The following is a 23,206-nucleotide window of genomic DNA, read 5'->3' as shown; positions in this document are numbered from 1 at the left end:
CTCCCCCCGGGTTCGCTGGGTCCTAGCTGGCGACCTGCAGGATCGCGCCGACGATGACGCCGAAGGCCGCGACGCACACCAGCGAGACGCCGGCGACGACGGCGCGGGAGCGGCCCCGGCTGTGCAGGTGCGGGTTGTCCCCGGCATTGGCCATCACGACGATGCCCTGGAGCAGGAAGAAGATCGTCGCCAGCAGGGCCAGCGCCCACACGGCCGCGAATACCTTCTGCCACCACTGGGTGAACTCGGCCCCGAAGACGGTGAAGTCGGGGAGGATCCCGTCGATCGGGTTCTCGATGGAGGCGCCGGCCGCCATCACCCGGGCGCTGAGCTGGTCAAGCACGGCGCCCTCCGACGGTGCCCGCGCCGGCGAGCGCCGGCACGGTGCGGTGCTCAACGGTCACGGCTGCCCCTCGCTGCGTGGCTCATGCCGCCGACGGACGGCGCCCGCGGCTCGTCGGCAGGATCTCACGCGGCTCGCGCGTGCGGGAGGGTTCCGAGCGGAGACTTCTGCGGGCGGTCCGCCGTGCGGTCTCGCGTGCCCATCTGGGTTGGCGCTGGGGGCCGCGACCCTCGCCTACCACCTGCGACGGCGCTGCGAGAGCGCCGGTGGAGAATCGCCGGTGAAGACGACGTAGCGGTAACAGAGGTACCGGAACGCGGTGCCCAGGACCAGGCCCACGCCGTTGGCGGCGATGTTGTCCGCCAGCGGCGACGTCAGGCCCAAGACGTAGTGGCTCACCGCCAGGCAGCCGACGGCGATGACCATGCCGCCGAGGTTCACCAGCACGAACATCGTCAGCTCGCGGGCGCGGGAGGGTCGCCGGGTGCCGGTGAAGGTCCAGTACCGGTTGCCCAGCCAGGCCACCAGCACCGAGACGGCGACCGAGATGACCTTGGCGGTCAGCGGCTTGTGGCCCAGCACCTCACCGGGGCCGAACCGCAGCAGGTTGAACAAGCCGACGTCGACGACGAACGCCACGCCGCCCACCGCACCGAACCGGACCAGCTCGGCCAGCCAGGCCCGCGGGCTCTGCCCGCGTCCCAGCCGGCGCAGCAGGGCACCACCCGCACCAACGCTCCCCGCGGAGCCGGCCGCCGGGGCGGGGCCGCCGGCGGCGGACGCCTGCTCGGCGTCCTCGGTGCGGGACGTGGTCACCCCTGCAGGGTATCCGCGGTTATCCTCGAACACCGTGGGAGCACCGGTAGTCGCAGTCGTAGGCGGGGGCCAGCTGGCCCGGATGATGCAGCAGCAGGCGATCGCCCTCGGGGTGCACCTGCGCGTCCTGGTGGAGTCGCCCACCGTCGCCACCGCCCAGGTGGTCCCGGACGCCCCGGTCGGCGCGGCCGACGACGCAGCCGCCATCCGCGCGCTCGTCGCCGGCGCCGCGGTGCTCACCTTCGAGCACGAGCACGTCCCGGGCGGCCTCCTCCGTGAGCTGGAGGCCGACGGCGTGCCGGTGCGGCCCGGCCCCGACGCCCTCGTGCACGCCCAGGACAAGATCGTCATGCGCACCCGGCTCACCGAGGTCGGCGCCCCCTGCCCGGCGTGGGCCGCGGTGCGCGACGAGGCCGAGCTGCAGGCCTTCGGCGACGCCACCGGCTGGCCCGTCGTCGTCAAGACCGCCCGCGGCGGCTACGACGGCAAGGGCGTGCGGGTCGTGAGCTCCGCCGCCGAGGCCGCCGACTGGTTGGCCGCCCTGGCGCCCGGCGACGCGTTGCTGGCCGAGGAGAAGGTGCCCTTCACCCGCGAGCTGGCGGTGCTGGTGGCCCGCCGGCCCTCCGGCGGCCCGGACGGCAGCGGCGAGGTCCGCGCCTGGCCGGTGGTGGAGACCATCCAGCGCGGCGGCGTGTGCGCCGAGGTGCTCGCCCCGGCGCCGGGCCTGTCGTCGGAGACGGCGGCGCGCGCCCAGGAGATCGGCGAGCGCATCGTCACGGGGCTGGGCGTGACCGGCGTGCTCGCGGTGGAGATGTTCGAGGTCCACCACGACGACGGCACCTCCCGCCTGGTGGTCAACGAGCTCGCCATGCGCCCGCACAACTCCGGGCACTGGACCATCGACGGCGCCGTGACGAGCCAGTTCGAGCAGCACCTGCGCGCCGTGCTCGACCTGCCGCTGGGCGACACCGCCGCCACGGCCCCGCACACGGTGATGGTCAACCTGCTCGGCTCCGAGCTGGACGAGCCCCGCGACGCCTACCCGGCGCTCATGGCGCGGTACCCGCAGGCGAAGGTGCACCTGTACGGCAAGGACGTGCGCCCGGGTCGCAAGCTCGGCCACGTCAACGTCACCGGCGACGACCTCGAGCAGGCCCGCGCGACCGCCCGCGCCGCCGTCGCGCTGCTGCACGGCGACGGCGGCGCCGAGGACCGGGTCAGCGACGAGGACACCGACCGCGTCGACCGCTAGCGAGGTACTCCTTGTCTCCCGCCGAGACGCCGGGGGCGCGGAGGCGCCGGGGGTGCGGAGGGAGACGCCGGGTGCGGGGCCGGGACGCCCGGTACGTGGTGAGAGGCGAGAAGCGGGACGAGGCGCCTCTTGGTGCGCGGCCGGACGCGCGGGGCCGACCTATTGCTTTCGCGTGGTGTTAGAAGATCTGACGTAGCGACGGGATATCTGAACTCCTGATAGATCTGCCCACGTGACCTGGATGGCTCAGCGTGCAGATCTACCCTTCCCGCGGGTGCGGGGGAACGCGATCCGGCATCATGCTCGTCCTCTCGCGTTGACCAGGTCGATGGCAAGGCGCCCGCACCGATGTGCGGGTGGCCGCGGCCCAGAAAGTAGCAAGACTGGCTTCGTCTCCCGCTCGCGTCCACAAACCTGGCCGGCCGCGGCCCAGAAAGTAGCAAGACTGGCTTCGTCTCCCGCTCGCGTCCACAAACCTGGCCCAGCGCTCGATTCGCCGTCGTCAGTTCGGATTAGTTGACACCACTCGGAAACGATGCCGCGCCCCGACGGCGCAAACCCCGGTCAGGGGCGACTACGTACCGACCGCGGCGGCGCGAGCCGGCGCGACCGACGAGTGAGCCGATCGGGTCGCGGCCCGGCGCCCGCGGCGACCAGCCACGCGCCCACCAACAGGTTCAGCGGCACCGTGGCCAGCGCCGCGGCCTCGTGGGAGCGCCGGCCCCAGGTGAGGGGCTCCACGAGCGTCCCGGAGATCAGCGCAGCGCCCACCCAGGCGCACACCCGTCCCGGGGCGCTCCCGCCCGGGCGTGCGGAGACCGCGGCGAGGAGCGTGGCCAGCGGCATCGGCCACGGAGCGGCCGTCCCGGCGCTCAGTCCGGCGGAGAGGCTCAGTGGCACTGGAAGCGGCGGGAACCGGTGACCCAGCGGCTCGCTCGGGAGGTCGTGCCGAAGCGCGACGGCGGAGCCGTAGGCGGTGACGGCGGCGAAGGCCACCGCGGGGGCGAGCAGTGATCGGTCCATGGTCGTGTCCTCCTCGGCGGGGCCACCGCTGGCTCGGCGGGTTCAGCAGGCGCGCCGCGCGCCAAGGTCCCCGAACCCCGCGAGGGAGGCGGTCAGCTCGGCGGCGGTGACGGTCTTGGAGAACAGCGGGAAGTCGTGCGCGATGGCGTTGTCGTGCCCGGCACGGCTGGTCGCGGCCACGCAGTCGACGACGGTGTAGACGTCGTAGCCCTTCTCGTACGCGGTGCGCATGGTGGACTCCACGCAACAGTTGGTGAGGAATCCGGTGAGCACCACGGTGCTCAGCCCCTTCGAGCGCAGGATGAAGTCCAGGTTGGTCGACATGAAGGCGTCCAGCCCGCGCTTGCCCTCCACCAGGATGTCGCCGTTCTCGGGAGCGAGGTCCTCGACGATCTCCGCGCCCCAGGTGCCCTTGATGAACGAGCCCGTGCCGATGACGCGCGCGAGAATGCCGTAGGGCTGGTCGCCCACCTCGCCGTAGCCGGGCGCGAACGCGATCGGCACGTGCAGGATCGTCGCGCCGGCCTCCCGAGCGTGGTCCACGAGCGCCACCGTCTTCTCCAGCATGTCGTTGGACTCCATGACCGGAGCGACGGCGTCATGCATCGCACCGCCCGGCGAGGCGAACTCGTTCTGGAACTCCATGAGCACGACGGCGGTGCACTGGGCGGCGATGGACACGGGGGCTCCTCGATCATCGTTGATGAGGGAGCGATCGTGTCACCCGCCGGCCCCGGGCGTGAAGGCGTTCGCGGCCCCTTCGCGCCCGACGCGCCGACGGCGTGCGCGAACGTGGGACGGGTGTGACGCCTGTGCCCAGCGTGAACGCCACCGCGTCGGCGACACGGCCGGTGCCAGACTGGGCGCCAAGCCCGGCGGCGCCGGGACATGGTTGCCAGGCCCGGCCGCGGCGCCGGGGGAGCGAGGAGACGTGTGATGGGCGCAGCTGTAGGGATCGTCATGGGGTCGGACTCGGACTGGCCGGTGATGGAGGAGGCCGCCGACGTCCTTGAGGACTTCGGCATCGAGGCGGAGGTCGACGTCGTCTCCGCCCACCGCATGCCCACCGAGATGCTCGAGTACGGACGCACCGCCGCCGAGCGCGGCCTGCGCGTGATCATCGCCGGCGCCGGCGGCGCGGCCCACCTGCCCGGCATGCTCGCGGCGGTGACGCCGCTGCCGGTGATCGGCGTCCCGGTGCCGTTGGCGCGGCTGGACGGCATGGACTCGCTGCTCTCCATCGTGCAGATGCCCGCCGGGGTCCCGGTGGCCACGGTCTCCATCGCCGGCGCGAAGAACGCCGGCCTACTCGCCGCCCGCATCCTCGCCTCGGGCACCGACGACGACGCCGCCCGCATCCGCGAGCAGATGGTCACCTACCAGGAGGGCCTGCGGCAGGTCGCGCAGGAGAAGGGCGCCCGGTTGCGCGCCAAGCGCGGCCACAAGGTCGGCTTCGGGGCCTGAGCCCGGCGTGGGACACCGCGGCTGGGCGGCGCTGGGCTGGCTCATGCTGGTCGGCGGCGCCGGCTTCGTGATCGCGGGCCTAGGGATCGGTGTCTGGCGCGCCACGGACGGCGTCACGATGCAGCTCCTCTACGCCGTCGCCCGTCTGCTGGCCGGGGGAAGCCTGCTGATGTACGGCGGTCGGCGGCTGCTCAGGCGCCACCGTCCACGCAGTGCACCACGACGCACTCGCGGCCGGACCCTCAGCTGAACGCCTCCATGATGTCCATCGCGGCCGGCCCCATCAGCACGATGAACAGCACCGGCAGGATGCACAGGATGAGCGGGAAGATCACCTTCACCGGGATCTGCATCGCCTTCTCCTCCGCCCGCTGCCGCCGCTTCAGCCGCATCTCCGCGGCCTGCGTGCGCAGCACGTCGCCGATGGCGATGCCGTAGGAGTCGGCCTGGACCACGGCGCGGATGAAGCGCCGCAGGTCGGGCACGTCGGTCCGCAGGCCCAGCGCCTCGTACGCCTGCCGGCGCGACTGCCCCACCTGGATGTCCTGCAGGGTGCGGACGAGCTCCCCGGCGAGCGGGCCCTTGCCGTTCCGGCCGGCCCGGGCCATCGCCGAGTCGAAGCCGAGACCGGCCTCGACGGCGATGGTCATCTGGTCCAGCGTGTCCGCGAGCTCGAGCTGGATCCGCTCGCTGCGCTCCTGGGCGCGGCTGTGCAGCAGCAGCTCGGGGAGGAAGTAGCAGACCGCCACCACCACGAGCCCGATGACCACGGTGAGGGGTCCCGGCGAGGCCGAGGCGTACAGGACGACGAGCGCGGCGGCCACCAGGCCCAGGAGCAGCTTGGCCGCCAGCAGCCGCTCCAGCGGCCACGCCGCCGGGCGCCCGGCGCGGGTGAGCAGCCTCTCGAGCACCCGGACGGAGCCGGCCGGGGTCAGGCGCCGCGCGAGAGCGGTGAGCCCCCCGCCCGGCTGCACGCCGAGACCGGCGGCGGCCAGCTCCGCGGCGGCCGGGTCGGCGCGCTGCAGCCCGCGCTGCAGGTTCGCCACGGTGCGCCGCCGCGCCGTGTCCGGCCCGGCGAGCAGCAACCACGTCAGCACGGCCAGCGACGCGCTCAGGGCGGCGACGGCGGCGAGCACCACTGCGGGAACCACGTCCTCTCTCCTCTCAGAACCTGATCTTGACGGTCTTGGCCAGCCACACCCCGCCGACCACGAGCAGCACGACCGCCAGGCCGATGAGCCCGTACCCGAGCAGGCTCTGGGTGAACTTGGCGAGGTAACCGGGGTTGGCGACGAGCAGGAAGGCGACGATGCCGAAGGGCAGGGCCATGAGGACGTAGGCCGAGAGCTTGCCCTCGGCGCTGAGCGCCTTCACCTGCCGGCGGATCTGGTTGCGCTCGCGGATGGTGCGGCCCACGCCGTCGAGCACCTCGGCGAGGTTCCCGCCGACCTCCCGGTTGATCGCGATCGCCTGGATCACCCACTCGAAGTCCTCGCTGCCCATGCGCGCGGAGGTCTCCGCCAGCGCGTCGCCCAGCGGCCGGCCCAGGCGGGTCTCGTTGATGACCCGCGCGAACTCCTCCGAGGTCGGCTGCTCGGACTCGCGCGCGACGGAGGCCAGCGCCTGCATGAGGCTGTGCCCGGCGCGCAGGCTCGAGGCCATGAGCTGCAGGGAGTCGTCGAGCTGGTCGGCGAAGGCGGCCTGCCGCTTGCGGACCAGCATGCCCAGCCGGACCCGGCCGCCCACGGGGACGGCGGCGGCCAGGAGCAGGCCCAGCAGCGGCCCGCCGAGCACCGTGCCGACCGCGGCGGCGACGAGCGCGCCGATCACGAGCAGGACGAGCAGGTCCTGCGGGCGGCTCTTCACCCCGGCCCGCTCCAGCAGCGCCACGCCGGCGCCGGGCGCGCGCCGGCGCAGCGCGCGGGCGGCGGCGTCGGTGGTGAACGCCGCCGCCCCGGCGAGGAGGCCGGGCTCCGGCGCGGCGCCCAGGCGGCGCCGGGCGAGGGGAAGCTTCGCCCGCCGCGGGCCCAGCAGCAGGTAGACGGCGACGGCCAGGCCCGCCACGAGCGCGCCCAGGCCGATCTGGAGCTGGATCACCGCGGCCCCCAGTGGTCCGGCACGCCGAAGACGCGCGGGGAGACGGCGATGCCCATCTCGGCGAACCTGTCGGTGAACTTCGGCCGCACGCCGGTGGGCACCGTGGTGCCGAGGAACCGGCCGCCCGGGTCCACCCCGGCGGAGTAGTCGAAGAGGAACGCGTCCTGCAGCGTGACGGTCTGCCCCTCCATGCCCTGCACCTCGGTGACGGCGGTGACGCGGCGGGTGCCGTCGCGCAGCCGGGTGAGCTGGACGATGACGTCGACGGCGGAGGCGATCTGCTCGCGGATGGCCCGCAGCGGCAGGTCCATGCCGGCCATGAGCACGAGGGTCTCCAGGCGGGCGATGGCGTCGCGGGGGGAGTTGGCGTGCACGGTGGACAGCGACCCGTCGTGGCCGGTGTTCATCGCCTGCAGCATGTCCAGGGACTCCCCGCCGCGGACCTCGCCCACGACGATGCGGTCGGGCCGCATGCGCAACGAGTTGCGGACCAGGTCCCGGATGGTGATCTCGCCCTTGCCCTCGGTGTTGGGCGGGCGGGCCTCGAGCCGGACGACGTGCTCCTGCTGCAGCTGCAGCTCGACGGCGTCCTCGATCGTGACGATCCGCTCGCCGTCGGGGATGAACGAGGACAGCACGTTCAGCAGGGTCGTCTTACCGGTGCCGGTGCCGCCGGAGACGATGATGTTCAGCCGCGCCGCCACGCAGGCGTGGAGCAGCTCGGCCATCTCCGGGCTCATGGTGCCGAACCGGATGAGGTCGCCGACCTTGTAGGGGTCCTTGGAGAACTTCCGGATGGTCAGCGACGAGCCGTTGAAGGCCAGCGGCGGGATGACGGCGTTGACGCGGGAGCCGTCCTCCAGGCGCGCGTCGACGAGCGGGGAAGACTCGTCGATGCGCCGGCCCACCCGGGAGACGATCCGCTCGATGATCCGGCGCAGGTGCTCCTCGGAGGCGAACGCCGCGGGGCTGCGGGTGAGCTTGCCGGCCCGCTCGACGTAGACCATGTCGTGCCCGTTGACCATGATCTCGGTGATCTCCGGGTCGCCGAGGAGGCGCTGCAGCGGACCGAGGCCCAGCGCGTCGTCCTGCACCTCGCGGATGAGCCGCTTGCGCTCCTCGCCGGAGAGCGGGACCTTCTGCTCCTCGACGACCTGGTTGAGCTCGGCGCGCACGAGGGCGTGGAGCTGGTCCTCGGTGAGGGAGGGGTCGGTGAGGCGGGCGCCCATGCGCTCGAACAGCGCGGCGGCCGCGCGGTCCTTGAGCCGGGCCAGGGCGTCACCCGGCGCAGCGGCGGCCGGCGCGTGGTCGGAGGCGACCCGGCGGGCGGACAGCGTGGCCCGCTCCGCGGGGACGCGCTCCGGGCCCGGGGTCCCGTGCGGGGAGAGCACGCCGCCCGGCGGGGTCGGTGCTCCGGCGACGGCGGGTTCTGTGGGCGGCGGGGCGGCCGGTGCCGCGAACGCCGCACCGGCCGCGGCCGCAGACGGCGGAGCCCAGCCGGGAGCGGAGTGCGCCGGGGCCGACGTCGGGATGCTGGGCCCGGAGGCGCGCGGCGGGGGCGGCTGAACCGGCGGCGTGGCGTCCTGCGCCGGGAAGGGCACGGGCTGCGCCTCGCCGTGGCCGGCGGCGCGCCGCTCGGACGGCAGCCGCGACGGGTGCTGGTGCTCTGCACCGCCGACGGCTGTGCCCGGCAAGGCCGCGTCCGACGGCGTGCCCGCCCTGTTGTCGTCGGCGTGCGACCCGGCGGCCCGGAGGCGCTGCGCGAGGTTCATCGTGCACCCACCCGCACGCCGCGGTGGCGCCCGCGCCGCCGCCCCGGCTTGGCGGCGAGCAGCGGCACGTCGGCGAAGCGGTCCACGAGCCGGCCGAGCTGGCGGGTCATGGGGTCCTTGCCGCCGAGCTGCATGAGCGGGACGCCCTGGTTGACGGACGCGGGGACGACGGGGCACCGGGGGAGGGTCATGTCGACGTCGCGGCCGATCGTCGCCTCGACGTCTGCGATCGAGAGCCCGCTGCGCGCGTCCTCGAAGTTGAGCAGGATGAACCGGCCCTCGGCGAACATGCCGAGGTCGGTGAGGGTGTCGAGCTCCTTGCGCAGCCCCCGCACCCCGGGCACGTCCATGCTCGTCAGCAGCACCGGGTCGGTGGTCTGGTCGAGCGCCGCGAGGGTGTGCTCGTTCAGGCCCGGCGCGGTGTCCACGACGACGTACCGGAACTGAGTGGCGAGGCTCTGCAGCAGCCGGCCGACGTCGTCGCCGCCGATGCCGTCGGCCGCGGCGGGCGACTCGGGCGCGCACAGCACGTACAGGCCGGTCTCGTGGAGGGTGAGGAAGGTCTTGAGCACCATGGTGTCCCGGCGCGCGGGGTTGTGGACCGCGTCGGCGAGGGAGTACTCGGGGTCGAGGTTGAGCGCACTCGCGACGTCACCGAACTGCAGATCGAGGTCGACCAGCACGGTGGAGTGCGGGACCGCCCTGGCCAGGCCGACGGCGAGGTTGGTCGCGACGGTGGTCTTGCCGACGCCGCCCTTGGGCGAGACCACGGAAATGATCCGGCCGGAGGCGCCGAGGTCCTCGGGCAGCGGGATGCCCGGCGGGGGCGTCTGCGGCCGCGTGAGCTGGGCCGCGCGCTGGAGGACGGTGCGGACGTCGTCCACGGCGGCGCTGGGGTCGAGGATGTCGCGCACCCCGGCGCGCATGGCGGCCAGGCCGAGCTCCGCGGGCTGGTCGCTGACCAGGACGACGCCGATGCCCGGGAAGAGCCCGGTGAGGTCGGCGGTGAGCTGCAGCATCGGCTCGGCGGCGGGCCGGGAGTCGAGGACGACGACCTCGGGCACGCCGCCGGCGAGGGCGAGCACCTGCCCCGCCGCCGACGGCATCGCCGGCATGGCGACGAACCGGCCGCCGGTCGCGGCGTCGACCTTGGCGGTCAGCTCGGTGGAGGTGGTGGCCAGGATGACGTGGTTCACGGGTACACGTTCTCCTCGGTGACGATGCGGGTGCCGTCGGTGGTGGCGTCGTCTGGCTCGAGGGAGAGCCAGAGGCTGCCGTGCTCGGCGGCGAAGACGAGGCGCTCGGCGTCGGGGGCGCTGACGGCGAGGGTGACCATGACGCTCTCAGTGGGCGCCACGTCCGGGGCCGGGGCCTGCTCCTGGTCGGTCGGCGCCGGCGGGGTGATGCCGCCCTGCACATCGGTGACGAGCACCTTGTTGAACGCGAGGCGGGTGCGGGCGGGCTCGGCGAAGGAGACGAAGGCGCCGACCGTGTCGCCGGGGGCGAGGTGCCCACCGACGACGCGCCGCGGCTCGAGCAGCACGGAGACCTGGTGCATCCCGGGGGGGATCTCCACGGCGCCGGTATCGACGACGCCGGGCTCGGCGAACCGGGCGGCGAGGAGCTGCTCGCCCACCTGCAGGTCGGTGGTCGCGACCTTGCCGGCGAGGTCGTCGAGGTCGGCGACTGCCCCGGGGACGACGGCGGCCGCGGGCAGCTCCTCGGGCGCCACCAGGTCCGCGAGGTCCTCGGCCGGGGTGCCCTGGGCGACGGGCTGGGCGACGACGAGCACGGTGGCCGGCTCCATCCCCGCCATGGCGCGCTCGTCGGCGGCCGCGACGTAGGTCAGCACCAGCGCGCCGCCGAGCACGGCCAGCACGATCGCCGCGACGGCGGCGAGAACACGACGTTTCACTCTTACTCGCTCAATCGGTGAGGGCCACGACGGAGGCGCCCAGGTCGGGGGCGCCCGTGCCGTAGTCGAAGGCGTCGGACAGGTCGACGAACTCGACGAACTGGCCGCTGATGCAGGTGTTGACGCTCTTGGGGCACGGCGTGCCCCAGCGGTCCCCGCCGTGCCCGACGAACTCGTACCCGCGCAGGGTGAAGGCGGCGTAGCCGACGATGTCGAACCACGCGTTGTTTCCCTGGCCGCCCCAGTTGTCGTAGACGGGGAGGAGCACGGTGGCGGTGCGCAGGCTCTGGATGTCGGTCGTCTCGCACGCGGACGGCAGGGAGTTGCCGGGGTCGGAGCCCTGGACGTGGTCGGCGATGGCGCTGGTGCTGCGGCAGGTGCCGGGGTCGGTCTTGAGCCAGCCGAAGCCCCCGGGCACCGGGTTGCCGGAGTTGGTCCGGTCGCAGGGCCAGTCGGCGGGCAGGTCGGTGTGCTTGAGGTCCTTCGAGCGCAGGATCGTCAGCAGCACCGGGCTGGCGGAGGTAAGGGAGCCGCCCTGCCGCTCGATCTGCGCCTGCAGCTCGCACCGGTGCAGCGCGAGGGGAAGCATGGCGGTCCCGCCGGTCGGGTTGCCCCAGGCGGCGGTGGCGGCGGCGGTGATGCCGGTCCGGTCCACACCGAGGAGCGGGGCGAACCAGTGCTCGCGCACGCCCTCGGTCTGGACCGTCACCCGGCCCGTGGCGGGGGTGAGGTTCGGCGTCGTGACCGCCGCCTGTACCTCGCCGTCGTTGACGTTCTGGGTGGCGAGCGTCTGGGCGGTGGTCGCCGGCGCGCCGCAGCTCCCGTGGGCGCAGTCCTGGGCGACGGCGAGGGCGCCGGCGTCGGCAGCCGTCTGGAGCTGCTGGCGCTCGGCCCACATGGCCGCGACGTCGACGGAGACGGCGGCGAACCCGACGAGGGGGATCATCAACAGCGCCACGACGACGTTCACGGCGCCGCGCTCGTCCCTCAGCCGTGGCATCGCATGGTCCCCTTCCCGGTGAGCGTGAGGTCGGCGCCGAACAGATCGGTGATGAAGTCCATGGGGTAGGTGACGGTGACCGTGGCCGTCGCCGTCGGGGTGGCTGTGCTGGTCATGCAGGTCGTCGGGGTGACGCGGATCTGCGAGTTCGTGAGCCCCAGGCTTGGGGCGGAGGCCTTCACGGTCGCGCGCGCCGCGTCGTCGTCGTTGTGGAGCGCCATCACGCGGACCCCCTCCCGGGCGGCCCCGGACAGGGTCGTCTGCAGGTGATAGGCGCGGCCGAACTCGGCGATGCCGGCGACGAGAAGGAGCAGCAGGGGGAGGACGAGGGCGAACTCGACGGCGGCCGCGCCGCGGTCGCGCTGGTTTCGGCTCACTAAGCCTCCTCCGTTGCTTTTCCTCTCGGCGGCCGGGCCGGTCCCGGCGCAGCGGTCAGGGGGTTCGCTGCGCCGGGAGCGGTTGCGATCGCAACTCAGCCCTCGGCGGGTGCATCGGGGAGTTCGTCGCTGACACCCTGGAACAGAGCAGCGAGCTGCTCTCCGAGCGTCGCGACGATCGCGATGATGACGACGGCGATGAGGCCCACCATGAGGCCGTACTCGACGGCGGTGGCGCCGCGGTCCTTCCGGTCCTCGAAGCGGCCCTGGACGATGTGGAGGGTGGAGAGCAGGTAAGCGGCTGCGCGGTTCATGTGATCTTCCTTGGGCTCGGCGCTCCGGGAGGCCCGGACCGCGACGTGTGCCGGTCGGATCCGGCCTTCGGACACAATGCTGCAGAAACCTTGCGGATTCCGCAAGGGTTCGGTGCGAGAATCTTTAGTTGGAGAGCAAAATTGCTCATGAAGCGTCCATGCGGCGCTGCTGCATCGTTCGGGTCCGGCCGGGCCTCGGTGGAAGAATGCGGTTTCACCGGCAAAAGTGAGCTCTGTGCGGACGTTCATGAAAACGTTTCGCACACGCGCCGAGCGACTCAGAACTGCACCGCGGTACACCGCGACGCCTGTACAGTGTGAGCGTCTTCACGCCCCAAGGAGTCACATCCACGACGCCGTGGCCGATAACTGCTGTGTCGGCAAGTTTTCTGGACATGCAAGTTTGTCTCGTTAGGGTGTGCCCATGAGTGCAGCGGAGATCGCGGTGGATGAAGCCCCGGAGATGGGCCTGAGAGCGCTGAAGAAGCAGATGACGCGGGAGTCACTGGCCGACGCAGCGCTGCGGCTGACGGCCGACAAGGGGCTCGACAACGTCACCATCGAGGAGATCACCCGCCAGGCGTTCGTCTCCCCGCGAACCTTCTCCAACTACTTCTCCTGCAAGGAGGAGGCCGTCGTCACCGCCGGCGCCCAGGAGCCACGAGTCCTGGTCGAGCGGTTTTCCGCAGCGGCCGAGCATTCCCCGCCGCTGAAGGCGCTGTGCCAGGTGCTCTGCGAGTTCGCGAACTCCCGCACCAAGGACCAGCTCAAGCTCATGGTGCAGAAGATGGAGCTCGTCCAGCAGTACCCGTCGCTGCTGCCGTTCCAGGCGGCCCAGTACGACCAGCTCGAGGAGGAGCTGCGCGGTGCCGTCGCCACCCGCACGGGGAGCGACGTCGACACCGAGGTCTACCCCTGGCTCGTGGCAGCCAGTGCCGTGGCCGGCATCAAGTCGGCCATGCGCCTGTGGGCCCGGTCCGGCGGCGACGGCAACCGCCTCGCCGAGCTGATCCAGGACGCGTTCAACCAGATCAGCGCCGGCCTGCCCGCGCCCAGGCGCTGACCCGCGGCGCGCGGCAGCCAGCCCGACACCGTGGCAACTTCCGGACATGGCAGGTCCGTGCCACCAGTTCTGGTGGAAAGAGGGCCGATTCCCAGGACAGGATTGATTCGTCGGACACCGCAGCACCTGCGGTGACAGTCACCCGGGGCTGGGGCGGAGCCGCGGGCACAGCGAAGGATCACGCATGTCCATTCCGTCCGCTCACCTGCTGGCCGTGGCCGCCGGCGCGGCCCACGCGGCCCGCCGGGGACCCGTCGCCAGCCTGACGCGCCGCTCGAGCGCCCGCGTCAGCTGCGGCGCCACCGCGTCCGACGAGGGCGCCACGCTGCCCTGGGCCCTCGCCGCCCGCGAGCGAGCGGGGACGCCGGTCAACCTGGCGGACGCCGCGGGCTATAAGCGCCTCGTGGAGCGGCTGGCCGGGGGCATCATCGCCAGCGCCACGCCCGCGTCCGCCGAGACGCTCTTTCCCGGCGCGCCCGGCGTGGGAGGGGCCGAGGCCCTCGGCTTCGCCCACGGCACGGCCGGCGTGCTGTGGGCGCTGTGCGAGACCGGCGCGCACGTGCCCGACGCCCTCGCTGACTGGCTCGTCGATGCGACGCACCGCATGCCGCACGCGGGTGCCGGGCTTGCCGACGGGTACGCGGGCCTGGCGCTGACCCTGGACGCCCTCGGCCGCTCCGCCGACGCCGCCTGGCTGTGGCGGGCCGTGGAGGAGACCCCGCTGGACGAGCTCGGCGTCACCCTCGCCGACGGGCTCGCCGGCCTCGGGCTCGCGCTGCTCGAGCGCGCGCCCATCCCCGACGCGGAGGCCCTGCTCGCCAAGGTCGATGAGATCGCCGGCGCACTCGTGGAGCGGCTGGCGGAGCGCCCGCGCCTGGACCGCCTCGGTCTCTCGCGCGGCGGCGCCGGCGTCGCGCTGTTCCTGCTGCACATGTACGACCTCACCGAGGACCCCGCGCTGCTGCGGCCCATCGAGGACTGCCTGCGCCACGACCTCGCGCTGCTGGGCTGGAAGTCCTTCGGCCGGCACGCCGCGCTCCCGCTGTGGACGCGGCCGGGCTCGCTGGAGAACGGCAGCATCGGCGTCGCCATCGTGCTGCGCCAGGCGCAGCAGCACCTGGACGCGCCGTGGGTGGCCGAGGCGGCCGAGGAGCTCACCGCCGCCGCCGAGCGCTGGCTGCTGGCCCACCCGGGCCTGTCGCACGGGCGGGCCGGCACGGTGCTGGCGCTGCAGTACCTGCGCTCGCACCCGTGGGAGACGCCCGAGGAGCGTTTCGTGCGGGTGTGCCCGTACCTCGAGCCGCTCACCGTCCACGCCGACGCCCGGGCCGACGCGGCCGCCGAGATGTCCATGGGTCTCGAGGACGGCGTGGCAGGCGTGCTGCTGGCGCTCGGCCACCTGGGCCGGGCCGGGGAGCGGCGGGTGCCGTTCTTCTGGTGAGGAGCGGGTGACGGCGTCCGGCGGGCGGCAGGGGGGCCCGCCGGGCGCGACGGTCACCGCACGGGACGCCGCTCGCCGCGCGCGACGGTCCTCGCCGGCGACGCCGTCCGCCGTCGTCCCGGTGCCTCAGGTGACGCGTCGTCCCAGTGCCTCAGATGACGTACGACTCCTCGGCCCCGGGCGCGAAGATCTCCTCCGGCGCCCAGCGGCGCTTGGCCAGCCCCTGCTCGTGGGAGTAGCGCAGGAACGTCTCCAGCACCGTGCGGTTGGCCTCGATCCCGTAGGTCCAGTAGTCCTCGCCCATGACGGCGACGGTCTCCTCCACGTGGTCGGCGAGCCACGGCAGCATGACGGTCAGGGCGCTGCGGTACAGCAGGTCCTCGCGCGCCAGGGCGCGGGCGGCGTCGAGCGCCTTCATGAGCGACCGGGCCACCCAGGGGTGCCGCTCGTGCACCGCCCGGCGGACCACCACCAGGTGCATGATCGGGAAGATGCCGGTGTCGCGGAAGTACTGCTGCTCCACGGCCTTGTAGTCCGGGAACAGGCGCACTACGTGCTCGCTCGTGTGGAAGCTCGCCGGCACGTGCGCGGTGAACAGGGCGTCCAGCTCGCCGTCGGCCAGCATGTGCGACAAGGTGGCGCCCGCCGGGGCGGGCTCGACGACGATCCCGGGCGGCAGGTCCAGCCCGATCTTCTCGCTGCGGCCGGGCGCGTCGACGCCGCCGCTGACGAAGCGCATCTCCTCGGTGCGCACGCCGTAGCGGTCCTGCAGCATCCCGCGCTGCCAGACCCCGGCGGTGATCTGGTACTCCGGCACGCCGACCCGGCGCCCGCGCAGGTCCGCCGGCGAGGCGATGCCCGCCCGGGCGTTGACGAACATGGTCTGGTGGCGGAAGTACCGCGACGGGAACGCCGGGATGGCGACGAACGGCGGGTCCTCCTGCTCCAGGGTGAGGACGTAGGAGGACAGGCTCATCTCCGAGACGTCGAACTCCCGGTGCTTGAGCTGCCGGTAGAAGGTCTCCTCCACCGGCAGCGTCAGCATGTTCAGGTCGATGCCCTCCGGCCGGACCCGGCCGTCCTGCAGCGCGCGGAGCCGGTCGTACCCGGCGGCGGCGAAGGAGAGCGGCAGCGCCGTCATTGCGCGGGCAGCAGGGCGTCGAGGTCCGGCTCCTCCGACAGCGACCCGTACTCCACGGCCTTCTGGCCCAGCTTCTCGGCGGCCTCGCGGCTGAAGTCCACCCGGAAGGTCGGCAGCACCATCTGGTCGAGGATGGCCGGGTCGATCTCGGTGTAGGTGCCCACGATGTCCCGCACGGCGTCGGGGTTCTCCTGGGAGAACTCCAGCGAGCGGTTCATCGCCCGGGTGAAGCGCTCCACCAGGTCGGGGTCGCGCTGGATGGTCTGCTCGCTGGTGAACACGCAGGAGATGTCCAGCTCGGGGTGGAACTCGTAGAAGTTGTAGGAGATGACGCGGGCGCCGTCGTTGACTGCCTGGGTGAGGAACGGGTCGAGGATCCAGGCGGCGTCGACCTGCCCGCTGAAGAGCGCGGCGGGGGCGTCGGGGAAGGGCACCTCGGTGAACTCGACGGCGTTCGGGTCGCCGCCCGCCTCCTCCACGACGGAGCGGATGGTCGTGTCGCCGATGTTGGCCAGGGTGTTGACCGAGACGGTGTTACCCGGGAGGTCCGCGACGGTCTGGATGGGGGAGTCGGGCAGCACGACGACGGCGCCGAAGTCCGGGTCGCCGGTGGTGGAGTTGGCGTTGGCGACGCAGCGCAGCGGCAGGCCCTCGTCGACGGCGATCATGGTGGAGAGGATGTTGCCGCGGCCGAACTGGAAGTCACCCGAGACGACGCTGGGGATGACGGCGGCGCCGCCGGCAGCGCTCTCGATGGTCAGTTCGATGCCCTCCTCCTCGAAGAAGCCCTCCGCCTGGCCGAGGTAGAGCGGGGCGGAGTCGACGATGGGCTGGGTGCCGATGGTGACCTGGGTGAGCTCGCCCTCGGCGGCCTGGTCGCCGCCGCCCCCGCCGGTCTCCCCGCCGCCTCCGCAGGCGGCGAGGGTCAGGGCTGTGGCGGCGGCGGCCGCGAGGGCCGTTCTGCGAGTCGACATGTCACTCCTTCGGGACGGCCGGCGAGCGCCGGGATCAGCGGGCGGGGCGGGCGTGGTCGCGCCAGAAGGTCCAGGCGCGGTCGATCTGCGAGGCGTTGGTGGCCGCGGCAGCGGCGCCCTCCTCGGCGGTGAGGAAGGTGGCCCCACCGAGCTGGAGGGCCTGGGCCTGGGCGCGGGCGTTGACCTCGGTGTAGATGGCCCGGTAGACGGCCTCGGGCAGGGTGCCGCCGACGGCGACCGAGCCGTGGCCGCGCATGAGGGCCACCGGCGCGCGGCCGAGCGCGTCGGCCAGGGCCACGCCCAGCTCGGCGGTGCGGACGAGCAGGTCGGTGCCGGTTCCGGCCACCTCGCGGATCTCGAACACGGGGGTGGCCTGGGGGAGGAAGCCAGCCATGTGCAGCACCGGGCGCAGCGGGATGGCGGAGACGCTGAACGGGACGACGGCGGGGGAGTGGCTGTGCACGACGGCCATCACGTCCGGCCGGGCGCGGTAGATCTCCGCGTGGATGAAGCGCTCGAGGTAGGGCGGGCGCGGGTCGTCGGTGACGGCATCGAGGGTGAAGCGCTGGACGTCCTTCGGGCCGACGAGCGCGGGGGCGAGGTTGCGGGAGAGCAGGAAGGTCTCGGGGTCGTCTTCGGACCTGACGCTGACGTGACCGAAGGCGTCGAGCACCCCCTGCTCGAAGAGGATGCGATTGGCGTCGGCGAGCTCGGCTTGCTGGGCGCCCACGGTGCTGCCGGAAACCTGGGACATGGCGCTCCTCTCCCGGCGCCGCGATGCGCCCGGCGGGATTTTCCTTGTGGGGGCCGCTCGCCGGTGAGCGGCCCTGTCGGGAACGGTAGAGGGAAGCCGCTGCGCTGTACAGACTTGGACGTCTGCTCAGCAGAACGCCCGTGTCAGAGGAGGTCGGCCAGGCGGCTCGTCGCCCGGGTGAGGAAGTCGGCGTGGTCGCGCACGCGATCCGCGGAGGAGCGGCTGACGGGCGCGGCCACGCTCATGGCGGCGACGACGCCCCGGGCGGACGCCGGCACCGCCATGGCCACCGACGCGACGCCGGGCTCGACCTCCTCGCGGTTCTGGGCGTACCCGCGCTCGCGGACCCGGCGCAGCTCCGCGAGAAGGGCGGAGCGGGTCGTCACGGTGCGGGCGGTGACGGCCGGCAGGTCCTCCTCCGGGAAGAGCGCTCGGACGGCGTCGTCGCTGAGCGTGGCCAGCATGGCCTTGCCGAGGCTGGAGGCGTAGGCGGGCGTGCGCAGGCCGACCCGGCCGCCCACGCGGAGCAGCGCCGGGCTCTCGATGCAGTCGAGGTAGCGGACGTGGGTGTCCTCGAGCATGCCGAGATGCACGGTCTCGCCGCAGCTGGTGGCGAGCTCCTCCAGCACCGGGCGGGCGACGGCGCGCAGGTCGAAGTGGTTTGCCACCGTCAGGCCCACCTCGAGCAGCTCCGGTCCGGGTCGGTAGACCTTCGTGGCGGGGTCCTGCAGGCGAAGCCGCGGTAGACCAGCATGGCCATCAGCCGGTGTGCCGTTGACTGGCCCACGCCGAGGCGCTCGCGCACGTCCGCCAGCCGCAGTTCGGGCTCGTGCTTGAAGAGGGTCAGTGCCCGGAGGACCCGATCGACCCCCTCGATGGGGTACTGCGGCACCGGGCGGTCGGCGTTCCGCACAGCGCACACGGTAACCGCCCGTCCGCAATGACGGTGGAGCAACGTGGCCGTCGAACCGCACGCCGGCCGCGTCCCAGCACCGCCGGCGACTACAACTCGGCGGACATCCTCCAGCTCATTGACGTGCGAGCGCCGGCAACGCTGACCGTGGGCCCGGCTCCTACGCCTTGAGGGACCGCACGGGTGCCGCGGTCGAGTCCCTGCCGGGAACCAGAAGCTCGACGTCGTGGTGCCGCAGCGCCTCCAGCAGGTCCGTCGGGGGTTCCTGGTCGGTGACGAGGTAGTCGGCCCGGCTGAGATCAGCGACCTGGGCGAACAGCCGCTTGCTGAACTTCGACGAGTCGACCAGAACGGCGACGCGCGACGCGCGCTCCATCATCTCGAACATCATCGCCGCCTCGGCGAGGTTGCTCGTGGAGTAGCCGCCCGACACCGATGCGGCGCCGACCGCGATCAGTGCCAGATCGCACTGGACGTCCACCTCGGCTCCGCTGACGCCGTTCCGGAACACCACGGGGCCGACCGTGGCCTGCGCGCTGATCCGTACCGTTCCTCCGAAGATGTACAGGTCCCGCACCGCGGACGGGTTGATCTCCGACGGGACGAGAAGGTTGTTCGTCGCGATGGTGAGGTCGCGATGGTCGCGCAGGTTGCGGACCACGGCGAGGGCGGTCGTACCGCCGTTGATCATGAGCGAGGACCCGTCCTGCACGAGCGTGGCGGCGAGCGTCCCGATCGCCTCCTTCGCTGACGTCTGGACCCGGCGCCGCACGTCGAGGCCGGTGTCCGGACGCGGGAGCGCGGACGGGCTCATGGCACCTCCGCGCGTGCGGATGAGGACGCCGTCCGCATCGAGCTGGTCGAGGTCCCGACGAATGGTGTCGAGCGAGACGTCGAAGCGCTCGGCCAGCTCGGCGACCGTCACCTGGCCGACGTCGAACACGACGGCGGCCAGCTCAGCCTTCCGGCCCGCCGGCAGCTTGCGCTGGTTTCCTGACGTCTCTACGCCCGCTGAAGCAACCACACGCAATTTCTAGCACGAGAACGAACATCGCCGGAAGGTGCGAAGGTCCCGTTGGCCCTTGCCTCGCCGCAGCCCGACGTATGGCCTCAGGACGGGCTCGGACCGCGGGGCGACGCGGGCCGAGATGCCGAAGTGTGCGCCTTCGTGCGCAGCGCGCGCCGCAACACGGCGGCATGCCGCCAGGTCGTGCAGATTCGGATGCTTGACGCAGTACCGCTCCCAGCACTACGGTTCACAAAACCGCAGAAGCGTGCATCGGAGCGCAAGAGGCGGCAGAGACTCAGAGAGGAGTGTCATGAGCAAGGGTGCTCGAAGAAGGAGCCTCACAGCGGGCGCCGGCATCACCGCGATCGCCCTCACCGCTGCTGCATGCGGAGGAGGCGGGGACGCGCCCGGTACCGGTGGGGACGAGGGCGGCGACGTGGCCCTGGAGTTCGCCCAGTGGTGGGAGCCCGAGCTGCCGGACGGGGTGCTGCGCGGCCTCATGGACCAGTTCGAGGAGGAGAACCCGGGCATCACCGTCGAGCTCCTCTCCGGTCCGTACGCCTCCACGAAGGAGCAGGTCGTCGCCGGCGCCGCGTCGGGCACGATGTCGGACGTCGTCGGACTCGACGGCGCCTGGGTCCACGACTTCGTCGACCAGGGAGCCATCAGCGACCTCTCGGCTCTCATGAGCGACGCCGGGTACGACGAGAGCCAGCTGGCCAGCCAGGTCCAGGTGGAGGGCTCCACCTACATGATCCCGGTGGTCAACTTCGCCTACATGCTCTTCACCAACGACGACCTGCTCCAGCAGGCCGGCGTCGAGGCGCCGCCCACCAACCGCAGCGAGTTCAAGGCAGCTGCCGAGGCCATCACCGCGCTCGGCGGCAACACCAGCGGCTGGGTGCTGCCGCTGTCCCTGGAGACCCCGAATGGCGTCCAGAACGACGTCATGTCCTGGGTGTGGGCCTCCGGTGGGAGCATGCTCGAGGACGGCCAGCCAGACCTGACCAACCCCGAGGTCACCAGCGGCGTCGAGTACATCAAGGAGCTGTCGGACGCCGGAGTCATCGCGCCCGGCGCCGCCACGCTCAAGGAGCAGGACAAGGTGGAGGAGTTCGCCAACGGCCGCGTCGGCATGATGATCTCCTCCCTCGCGCACATCAACACGATCCGCGAGAGCAACCCGGACCTGAACTTCAACATCTCCGCTGTTCCTGCCGAAGACGGCTACGAGGGCGAGCGGGGCATCCCCTACGCGTCCTGGGGCATCGGCGTCGCCGAGAACAGTGAGAACAAGGAGGAGGCCTGGAAGCTCGTCGAGTTCCTGCTCAGCGAGTCCGTCAACGCCGAGCTCTCGACCGCGGCCAACGCCTTCCCCGGCAACACGAGCGCCGTCCCTGACTACGTCCAGGGGGACGAGCTGTTCCAGACGGCGTTCGACGTCTGGAACGAGGGCTACCCCGCCAACGAGTTCGTCGGTCTCCCGGTGGCGGAGCAGCTCATGCGCGACTTCAGCGAGGAGCTGCAGCGGACGCTGGAGGAGGGCCAGTCCGTCGACGTGACCCTGAGCAACGCTCAGGAGAAATGGATGAGCGAGTTCTAGCGAGTCCGCCTCTACCCACCCGATCGGCCGCGCCAGGCCCAGGCCTGGCGCGGCCATGATCCGAGGAGACAGTCTCCGTGTCCACCTCCGCCCTCCCACGTTCGGTCTCGACGGCGAACGTGCTGCAGGACCGCCGGCGCTCGAACCGTGCGCTTTTCCGGCGGCGCTTGACGCCCTATGGCTTCCTGTCGCCGACCGTGATCCTCCTGGTCATCCTCATGGTGACGCCGATCGTCATGGTCATCGGTTACTCGTTGCTGGACCGCGTGATCACGGCGCGGGAGTCCCAGTTCGTCGGCTTCGAGAACTACGCGCAGGTCCTCACCGACCCCGTCTTCTACACCGCGGTGAAGAACACGGCGTACTTCGCCGGGGTGAGCGTGGTCGCGCACTTCGTGCTCGGTCTCGGCTTCGCGATGCTGCTCAACACCGACATGCTGGGCGCCCGGACCAAGGCGCTCTTCCGCGTGATCTACATCGTCCCGTGGCTGTTCACCATCGCCATCGTCGCGGTGCTCTGGCGGATGCTGCTCAGCCCCAACGGCATCGTGAACTACCTCGTCACCACGGTGGGGCTCCGGGAATCCGGCGTGGAGTGGCTGAGCGACCCCAACCTCGCCCTGCACGCCGTCACCTTCATCAACGTCTGGTGCGGGTACCCGTTCTTCATGGTGAGCCTGCTGGCCGGCCTCCAGGGCATCCCGAAGGAGCTGTACGAGGCCGCGAAGGTCGACGGCGCGGGCGCGGTCAAGCAGTTCCTCCACGTCACCATCCCGCAGCTGCGGCCCATCATCATCAGCATGGCGCTGCTGGACCTCATCTGGACCACCCAGCAGTTCGCGCTCATCTGGATGACCACGGGCGGCGGCCCGATCGTCGCGACGGAGATGCTCAGCACGTTCACCTACAAGCTCGCCTTCGCGGGGTACGACTTCTCAGTCGCGTCCGCCAGCGCCGTCGTCGTGCTGGCGCTGTCCATGGTGCTCGCGTTCTTCTACGTCAAGCACCAGAAGGCGAGGGACTGATCATGAGCACGATCGTGCAGCCTCGGCCCGGCCTGCAGGTCGCAGGGCCTCCGCGCAACGTGAGCGCCGCCCTGAAGAGGCGTCGCGCCCTCCAGAGGGGCGGCCTCATCGTCGCCCTGGTCCTCGGAGCGATGTTCTCCGGCCTACCGGTGCTGTGGATGGCGCTCAGCTCGTTCAAGTCGAACGCGGAGATCTTCGAGTACCCGCCGCGGCTGATCACCGAGAACTTCTCCTTCGACGCGTACACGTCGATCCTCACCGACCCGGTGAAGCTGCGCTTCTTCGGCAACAGCTATTTCGTGTCGCTCTCGGTGACGCTGTTGACCCTGTTCGTGGCGGTTCTCGCCGCCTACGCCTTCAGCCGGTACGAGTTCCCGTTGAAGCGCCCGCTCAACGTGGTCATCGTGAGCGTGCAGGCCGTTCCGCCGATCACGCTGCTGATCCCCTACTTCGGGCTCGTCGTCGGCTTGGGCCTCTACAACACCTACGCGGGCCTGATCCTCACCTACATGGTGTTCACCCTGCCTTACGCCATCATCATGATGACGGGCTACTTCAACACCCTCCCGCGGGAGCTCGACGAAGCCGTGAAGGTGGACGGGGCCGGTCCGCTGACGGCGCTGTTCCGGATCCTCGTGCCCATCTCCGTCCCGGGCCTCGTCTCCGTCGGGATCTACACGTTCATGATCGCGTGGAACGAGTACCTCTTCGCGCTCACCCTCACGCGCACCGAGGACATGCGCACCGTCCCCATCGGCATCCAGCTCCTCATGGGCCAGCACTCCTACGAGTGGAACGAGATGATGGCAATGAGCGTCCTGGGGTGCATCCCCGTCCTCCTCCTCTTCCTCTTCTTCCAGCGCTACTTCATGGGCGGGATGACCGCTGGCGCAGTGAAGCTCTGACCACC

Annotated in this window: 26 protein-coding genes; 8 read left to right on the top strand and 18 right to left on the bottom strand. The window is 71.9% G+C overall.

Annotated elements, in window-relative coordinates; genetic code table 11:
* Positions 1-22: 22 nt before the first annotated feature.
* Positions 23-343, bottom strand: a complete 321-nt coding sequence (locus ACF0H8_RS17225; RefSeq protein WP_395290105.1) for a hypothetical protein — start codon at positions 341-343, stop codon at positions 23-25.
* Between the two features lie 234 nt (positions 344-577).
* The gene (locus ACF0H8_RS17220; protein ID WP_395290104.1) at positions 578-1,159 is read right to left on the bottom strand and encodes a GtrA family protein; all 582 of its coding nucleotides are present in this window, start codon (positions 1,157-1,159) and stop codon (positions 578-580) included.
* Between the two features lie 34 nt (positions 1,160-1,193).
* Between ACF0H8_RS17220 and ACF0H8_RS17215 the strand changes: the two genes are divergently transcribed.
* Positions 1,194-2,411: a 5-(carboxyamino)imidazole ribonucleotide synthase gene (locus tag ACF0H8_RS17215; protein ID WP_395290103.1), complete on the top strand. Its 1,218-nt coding sequence runs from the start codon at positions 1,194-1,196 to the stop codon at positions 2,409-2,411.
* A 564-nt stretch (positions 2,412-2,975) separates the two neighbouring features.
* Here the strand turns inward: ACF0H8_RS17215 and ACF0H8_RS17210 are convergent.
* Both ACF0H8_RS17210 and ACF0H8_RS17205 read right to left on the bottom strand, forming a co-directional pair.
* The gene (locus ACF0H8_RS17210; RefSeq protein ID WP_395290102.1) at positions 2,976-3,434 is read right to left on the bottom strand and encodes a hypothetical protein; all 459 of its coding nucleotides are present in this window, start codon (positions 3,432-3,434) and stop codon (positions 2,976-2,978) included.
* Positions 3,435-3,476: 42 nt separating this feature from the next.
* Complete coding sequence (locus tag ACF0H8_RS17205) at positions 3,477-4,115, bottom strand: isochorismatase family cysteine hydrolase (protein ID WP_395290101.1); 639 nt, start codon at positions 4,113-4,115, stop codon at positions 3,477-3,479.
* 255 nt (positions 4,116-4,370) lie between these two features.
* Here ACF0H8_RS17205 and purE point away from each other — a divergent pair, with 255 nt between their 5' ends.
* Both purE and ACF0H8_RS17195 read left to right on the top strand, forming a co-directional pair.
* A complete protein-coding gene (purE, locus tag ACF0H8_RS17200; RefSeq protein ID WP_395290100.1) occupies positions 4,371-4,898 on the top strand; it encodes a 5-(carboxyamino)imidazole ribonucleotide mutase in 528 nt (175 codons plus the stop codon).
* 7 nt (positions 4,899-4,905) lie between these two features.
* On the top strand, positions 4,906-5,148 hold the full coding sequence (locus ACF0H8_RS17195) for a hypothetical protein (RefSeq protein ID WP_395290099.1): 243 nt from the start codon (positions 4,906-4,908) through the stop codon (positions 5,146-5,148).
* Here the strand turns inward: ACF0H8_RS17195 and ACF0H8_RS17190 are convergent.
* The 8 genes from ACF0H8_RS17190 to ACF0H8_RS17155 all read right to left on the bottom strand — a co-directional run bounded on the left by ACF0H8_RS17190 (position 5,141) and on the right by ACF0H8_RS17155 (position 12,373).
* Positions 5,141-6,049, bottom strand: coding sequence for a type II secretion system F family protein (locus ACF0H8_RS17190; protein WP_395290098.1), 909 nt, complete (start codon positions 6,047-6,049; stop codon positions 5,141-5,143). The two genes, ACF0H8_RS17195 and ACF0H8_RS17190, sit on opposite strands and share 8 nt — an antisense overlap.
* Before the next feature lie 13 nt (positions 6,050-6,062).
* Positions 6,063-6,995 (bottom strand): type II secretion system F family protein, encoded by a 933-nt coding sequence (locus tag ACF0H8_RS17185; protein WP_395290097.1) that lies wholly within the window; start codon positions 6,993-6,995, stop codon positions 6,063-6,065.
* A complete protein-coding gene (locus tag ACF0H8_RS17180) occupies positions 6,992-8,767 on the bottom strand; it encodes a CpaF family protein (protein WP_395290096.1) in 1,776 nt (591 codons plus the stop codon). Before ACF0H8_RS17180 ends, ACF0H8_RS17185 begins: the two co-directional genes overlap by 4 nt.
* Entirely contained in the window at positions 8,764-9,963 is a 1,200-nt protein-coding gene (locus ACF0H8_RS17175) for a CpaE family protein (RefSeq protein WP_395290095.1), read from the bottom strand. Before ACF0H8_RS17175 ends, ACF0H8_RS17180 begins: the two co-directional genes overlap by 4 nt.
* Positions 9,960-10,682, bottom strand: coding sequence for a Flp pilus assembly protein CpaB (gene cpaB / locus ACF0H8_RS17170; protein ID WP_395290094.1), 723 nt, complete (start codon positions 10,680-10,682; stop codon positions 9,960-9,962). Before cpaB ends, ACF0H8_RS17175 begins: the two co-directional genes overlap by 4 nt.
* 10 nt (positions 10,683-10,692) lie before the next feature.
* Positions 10,693-11,682 carry a pilus assembly protein TadG-related protein gene (locus ACF0H8_RS17165; protein ID WP_395290093.1) on the bottom strand — a complete coding sequence of 330 codons (990 nt, stop codon included), beginning with the start codon at positions 11,680-11,682 and terminating at the stop codon, positions 10,693-10,695.
* Positions 11,670-12,059 (bottom strand): TadE/TadG family type IV pilus assembly protein, encoded by a 390-nt coding sequence (locus ACF0H8_RS17160; RefSeq protein ID WP_395290092.1) that lies wholly within the window; start codon positions 12,057-12,059, stop codon positions 11,670-11,672. Before ACF0H8_RS17160 ends, ACF0H8_RS17165 begins: the two co-directional genes overlap by 13 nt.
* A gap of 95 nt (positions 12,060-12,154) precedes the next feature.
* A complete protein-coding gene (locus ACF0H8_RS17155; RefSeq protein ID WP_395290091.1) occupies positions 12,155-12,373 on the bottom strand; it encodes a Flp family type IVb pilin in 219 nt (72 codons plus the stop codon).
* 424 nt (positions 12,374-12,797) lie between these two features.
* Here ACF0H8_RS17155 and ACF0H8_RS17150 point away from each other — a divergent pair, with 424 nt between their 5' ends.
* Together ACF0H8_RS17150 and ACF0H8_RS17145 are read left to right on the top strand one after the other, a co-directional pair.
* Complete coding sequence (locus ACF0H8_RS17150) at positions 12,798-13,436, top strand: TetR/AcrR family transcriptional regulator (protein ID WP_395290090.1); 639 nt, start codon at positions 12,798-12,800, stop codon at positions 13,434-13,436.
* A gap of 184 nt (positions 13,437-13,620) precedes the next feature.
* Positions 13,621-14,877 (top strand): lanthionine synthetase LanC family protein, encoded by a 1,257-nt coding sequence (locus ACF0H8_RS17145; RefSeq protein ID WP_395290089.1) that lies wholly within the window; start codon positions 13,621-13,623, stop codon positions 14,875-14,877.
* A gap of 151 nt (positions 14,878-15,028) precedes the next feature.
* Here the strand turns inward: ACF0H8_RS17145 and ACF0H8_RS17140 are convergent, their stop codons facing one another.
* The 6 genes from ACF0H8_RS17140 to ACF0H8_RS17115 form a co-directional block, all read right to left on the bottom strand.
* Positions 15,029-16,018, bottom strand: a complete 990-nt coding sequence (locus ACF0H8_RS17140) for an ABC transporter substrate-binding protein (protein ID WP_395290088.1) — start codon at positions 16,016-16,018, stop codon at positions 15,029-15,031.
* On the bottom strand, positions 16,015-16,992 hold the full coding sequence (locus ACF0H8_RS17135; RefSeq protein ID WP_395290087.1) for an ABC transporter substrate-binding protein: 978 nt from the start codon (positions 16,990-16,992) through the stop codon (positions 16,015-16,017). Before ACF0H8_RS17135 ends, ACF0H8_RS17140 begins: the two co-directional genes overlap by 4 nt.
* 34 nt (positions 16,993-17,026) lie before the next feature.
* On the bottom strand, positions 17,027-17,746 hold the full coding sequence (locus ACF0H8_RS17130) for a class II aldolase/adducin family protein (protein ID WP_395290086.1): 720 nt from the start codon (positions 17,744-17,746) through the stop codon (positions 17,027-17,029).
* A gap of 143 nt (positions 17,747-17,889) precedes the next feature.
* Complete coding sequence (locus ACF0H8_RS17125) at positions 17,890-18,414, bottom strand: IclR family transcriptional regulator (protein WP_395290085.1); 525 nt, start codon at positions 18,412-18,414, stop codon at positions 17,890-17,892.
* Positions 18,415-18,416: 2 nt separating this feature from the next.
* Positions 18,417-18,659: a helix-turn-helix domain-containing protein gene (locus ACF0H8_RS17120; RefSeq protein WP_395290084.1), complete on the bottom strand. Its 243-nt coding sequence runs from the start codon at positions 18,657-18,659 to the stop codon at positions 18,417-18,419.
* A 160-nt stretch (positions 18,660-18,819) separates the two neighbouring features.
* Entirely contained in the window at positions 18,820-19,683 is an 864-nt protein-coding gene (locus tag ACF0H8_RS17115; RefSeq protein ID WP_395290083.1) for a DeoR/GlpR family DNA-binding transcription regulator, read from the bottom strand.
* Between the two features lie 295 nt (positions 19,684-19,978).
* On the opposite strand from ACF0H8_RS17115, the gene ACF0H8_RS17110 reads away from it, so the two are divergent.
* From ACF0H8_RS17110 to ACF0H8_RS17100, 3 genes are all read left to right on the top strand, one after another.
* Entirely contained in the window at positions 19,979-21,271 is a 1,293-nt protein-coding gene (locus tag ACF0H8_RS17110) for an ABC transporter substrate-binding protein (RefSeq protein ID WP_395290082.1), read from the top strand.
* 77 nt (positions 21,272-21,348) lie between these two features.
* Complete coding sequence (locus ACF0H8_RS17105; RefSeq protein ID WP_395290081.1) at positions 21,349-22,296, top strand: carbohydrate ABC transporter permease; 948 nt, start codon at positions 21,349-21,351, stop codon at positions 22,294-22,296.
* A 2-nt stretch (positions 22,297-22,298) separates the two neighbouring features.
* On the top strand, positions 22,299-23,201 hold the full coding sequence (locus ACF0H8_RS17100) for a carbohydrate ABC transporter permease (protein ID WP_395290080.1): 903 nt from the start codon (positions 22,299-22,301) through the stop codon (positions 23,199-23,201).
* Positions 23,202-23,206 lie beyond the last annotated feature (5 nt).

It is taken from the genome of Georgenia sp. AZ-5 (assembly GCF_043952095.1).
Lineage (GTDB): Bacteria > Actinomycetota > Actinomycetes > Actinomycetales > Actinomycetaceae > Georgenia.
Note: the sequence above shows the minus strand (reverse complement) of the source record. Positions and strands in the feature narration are given on the sequence as shown.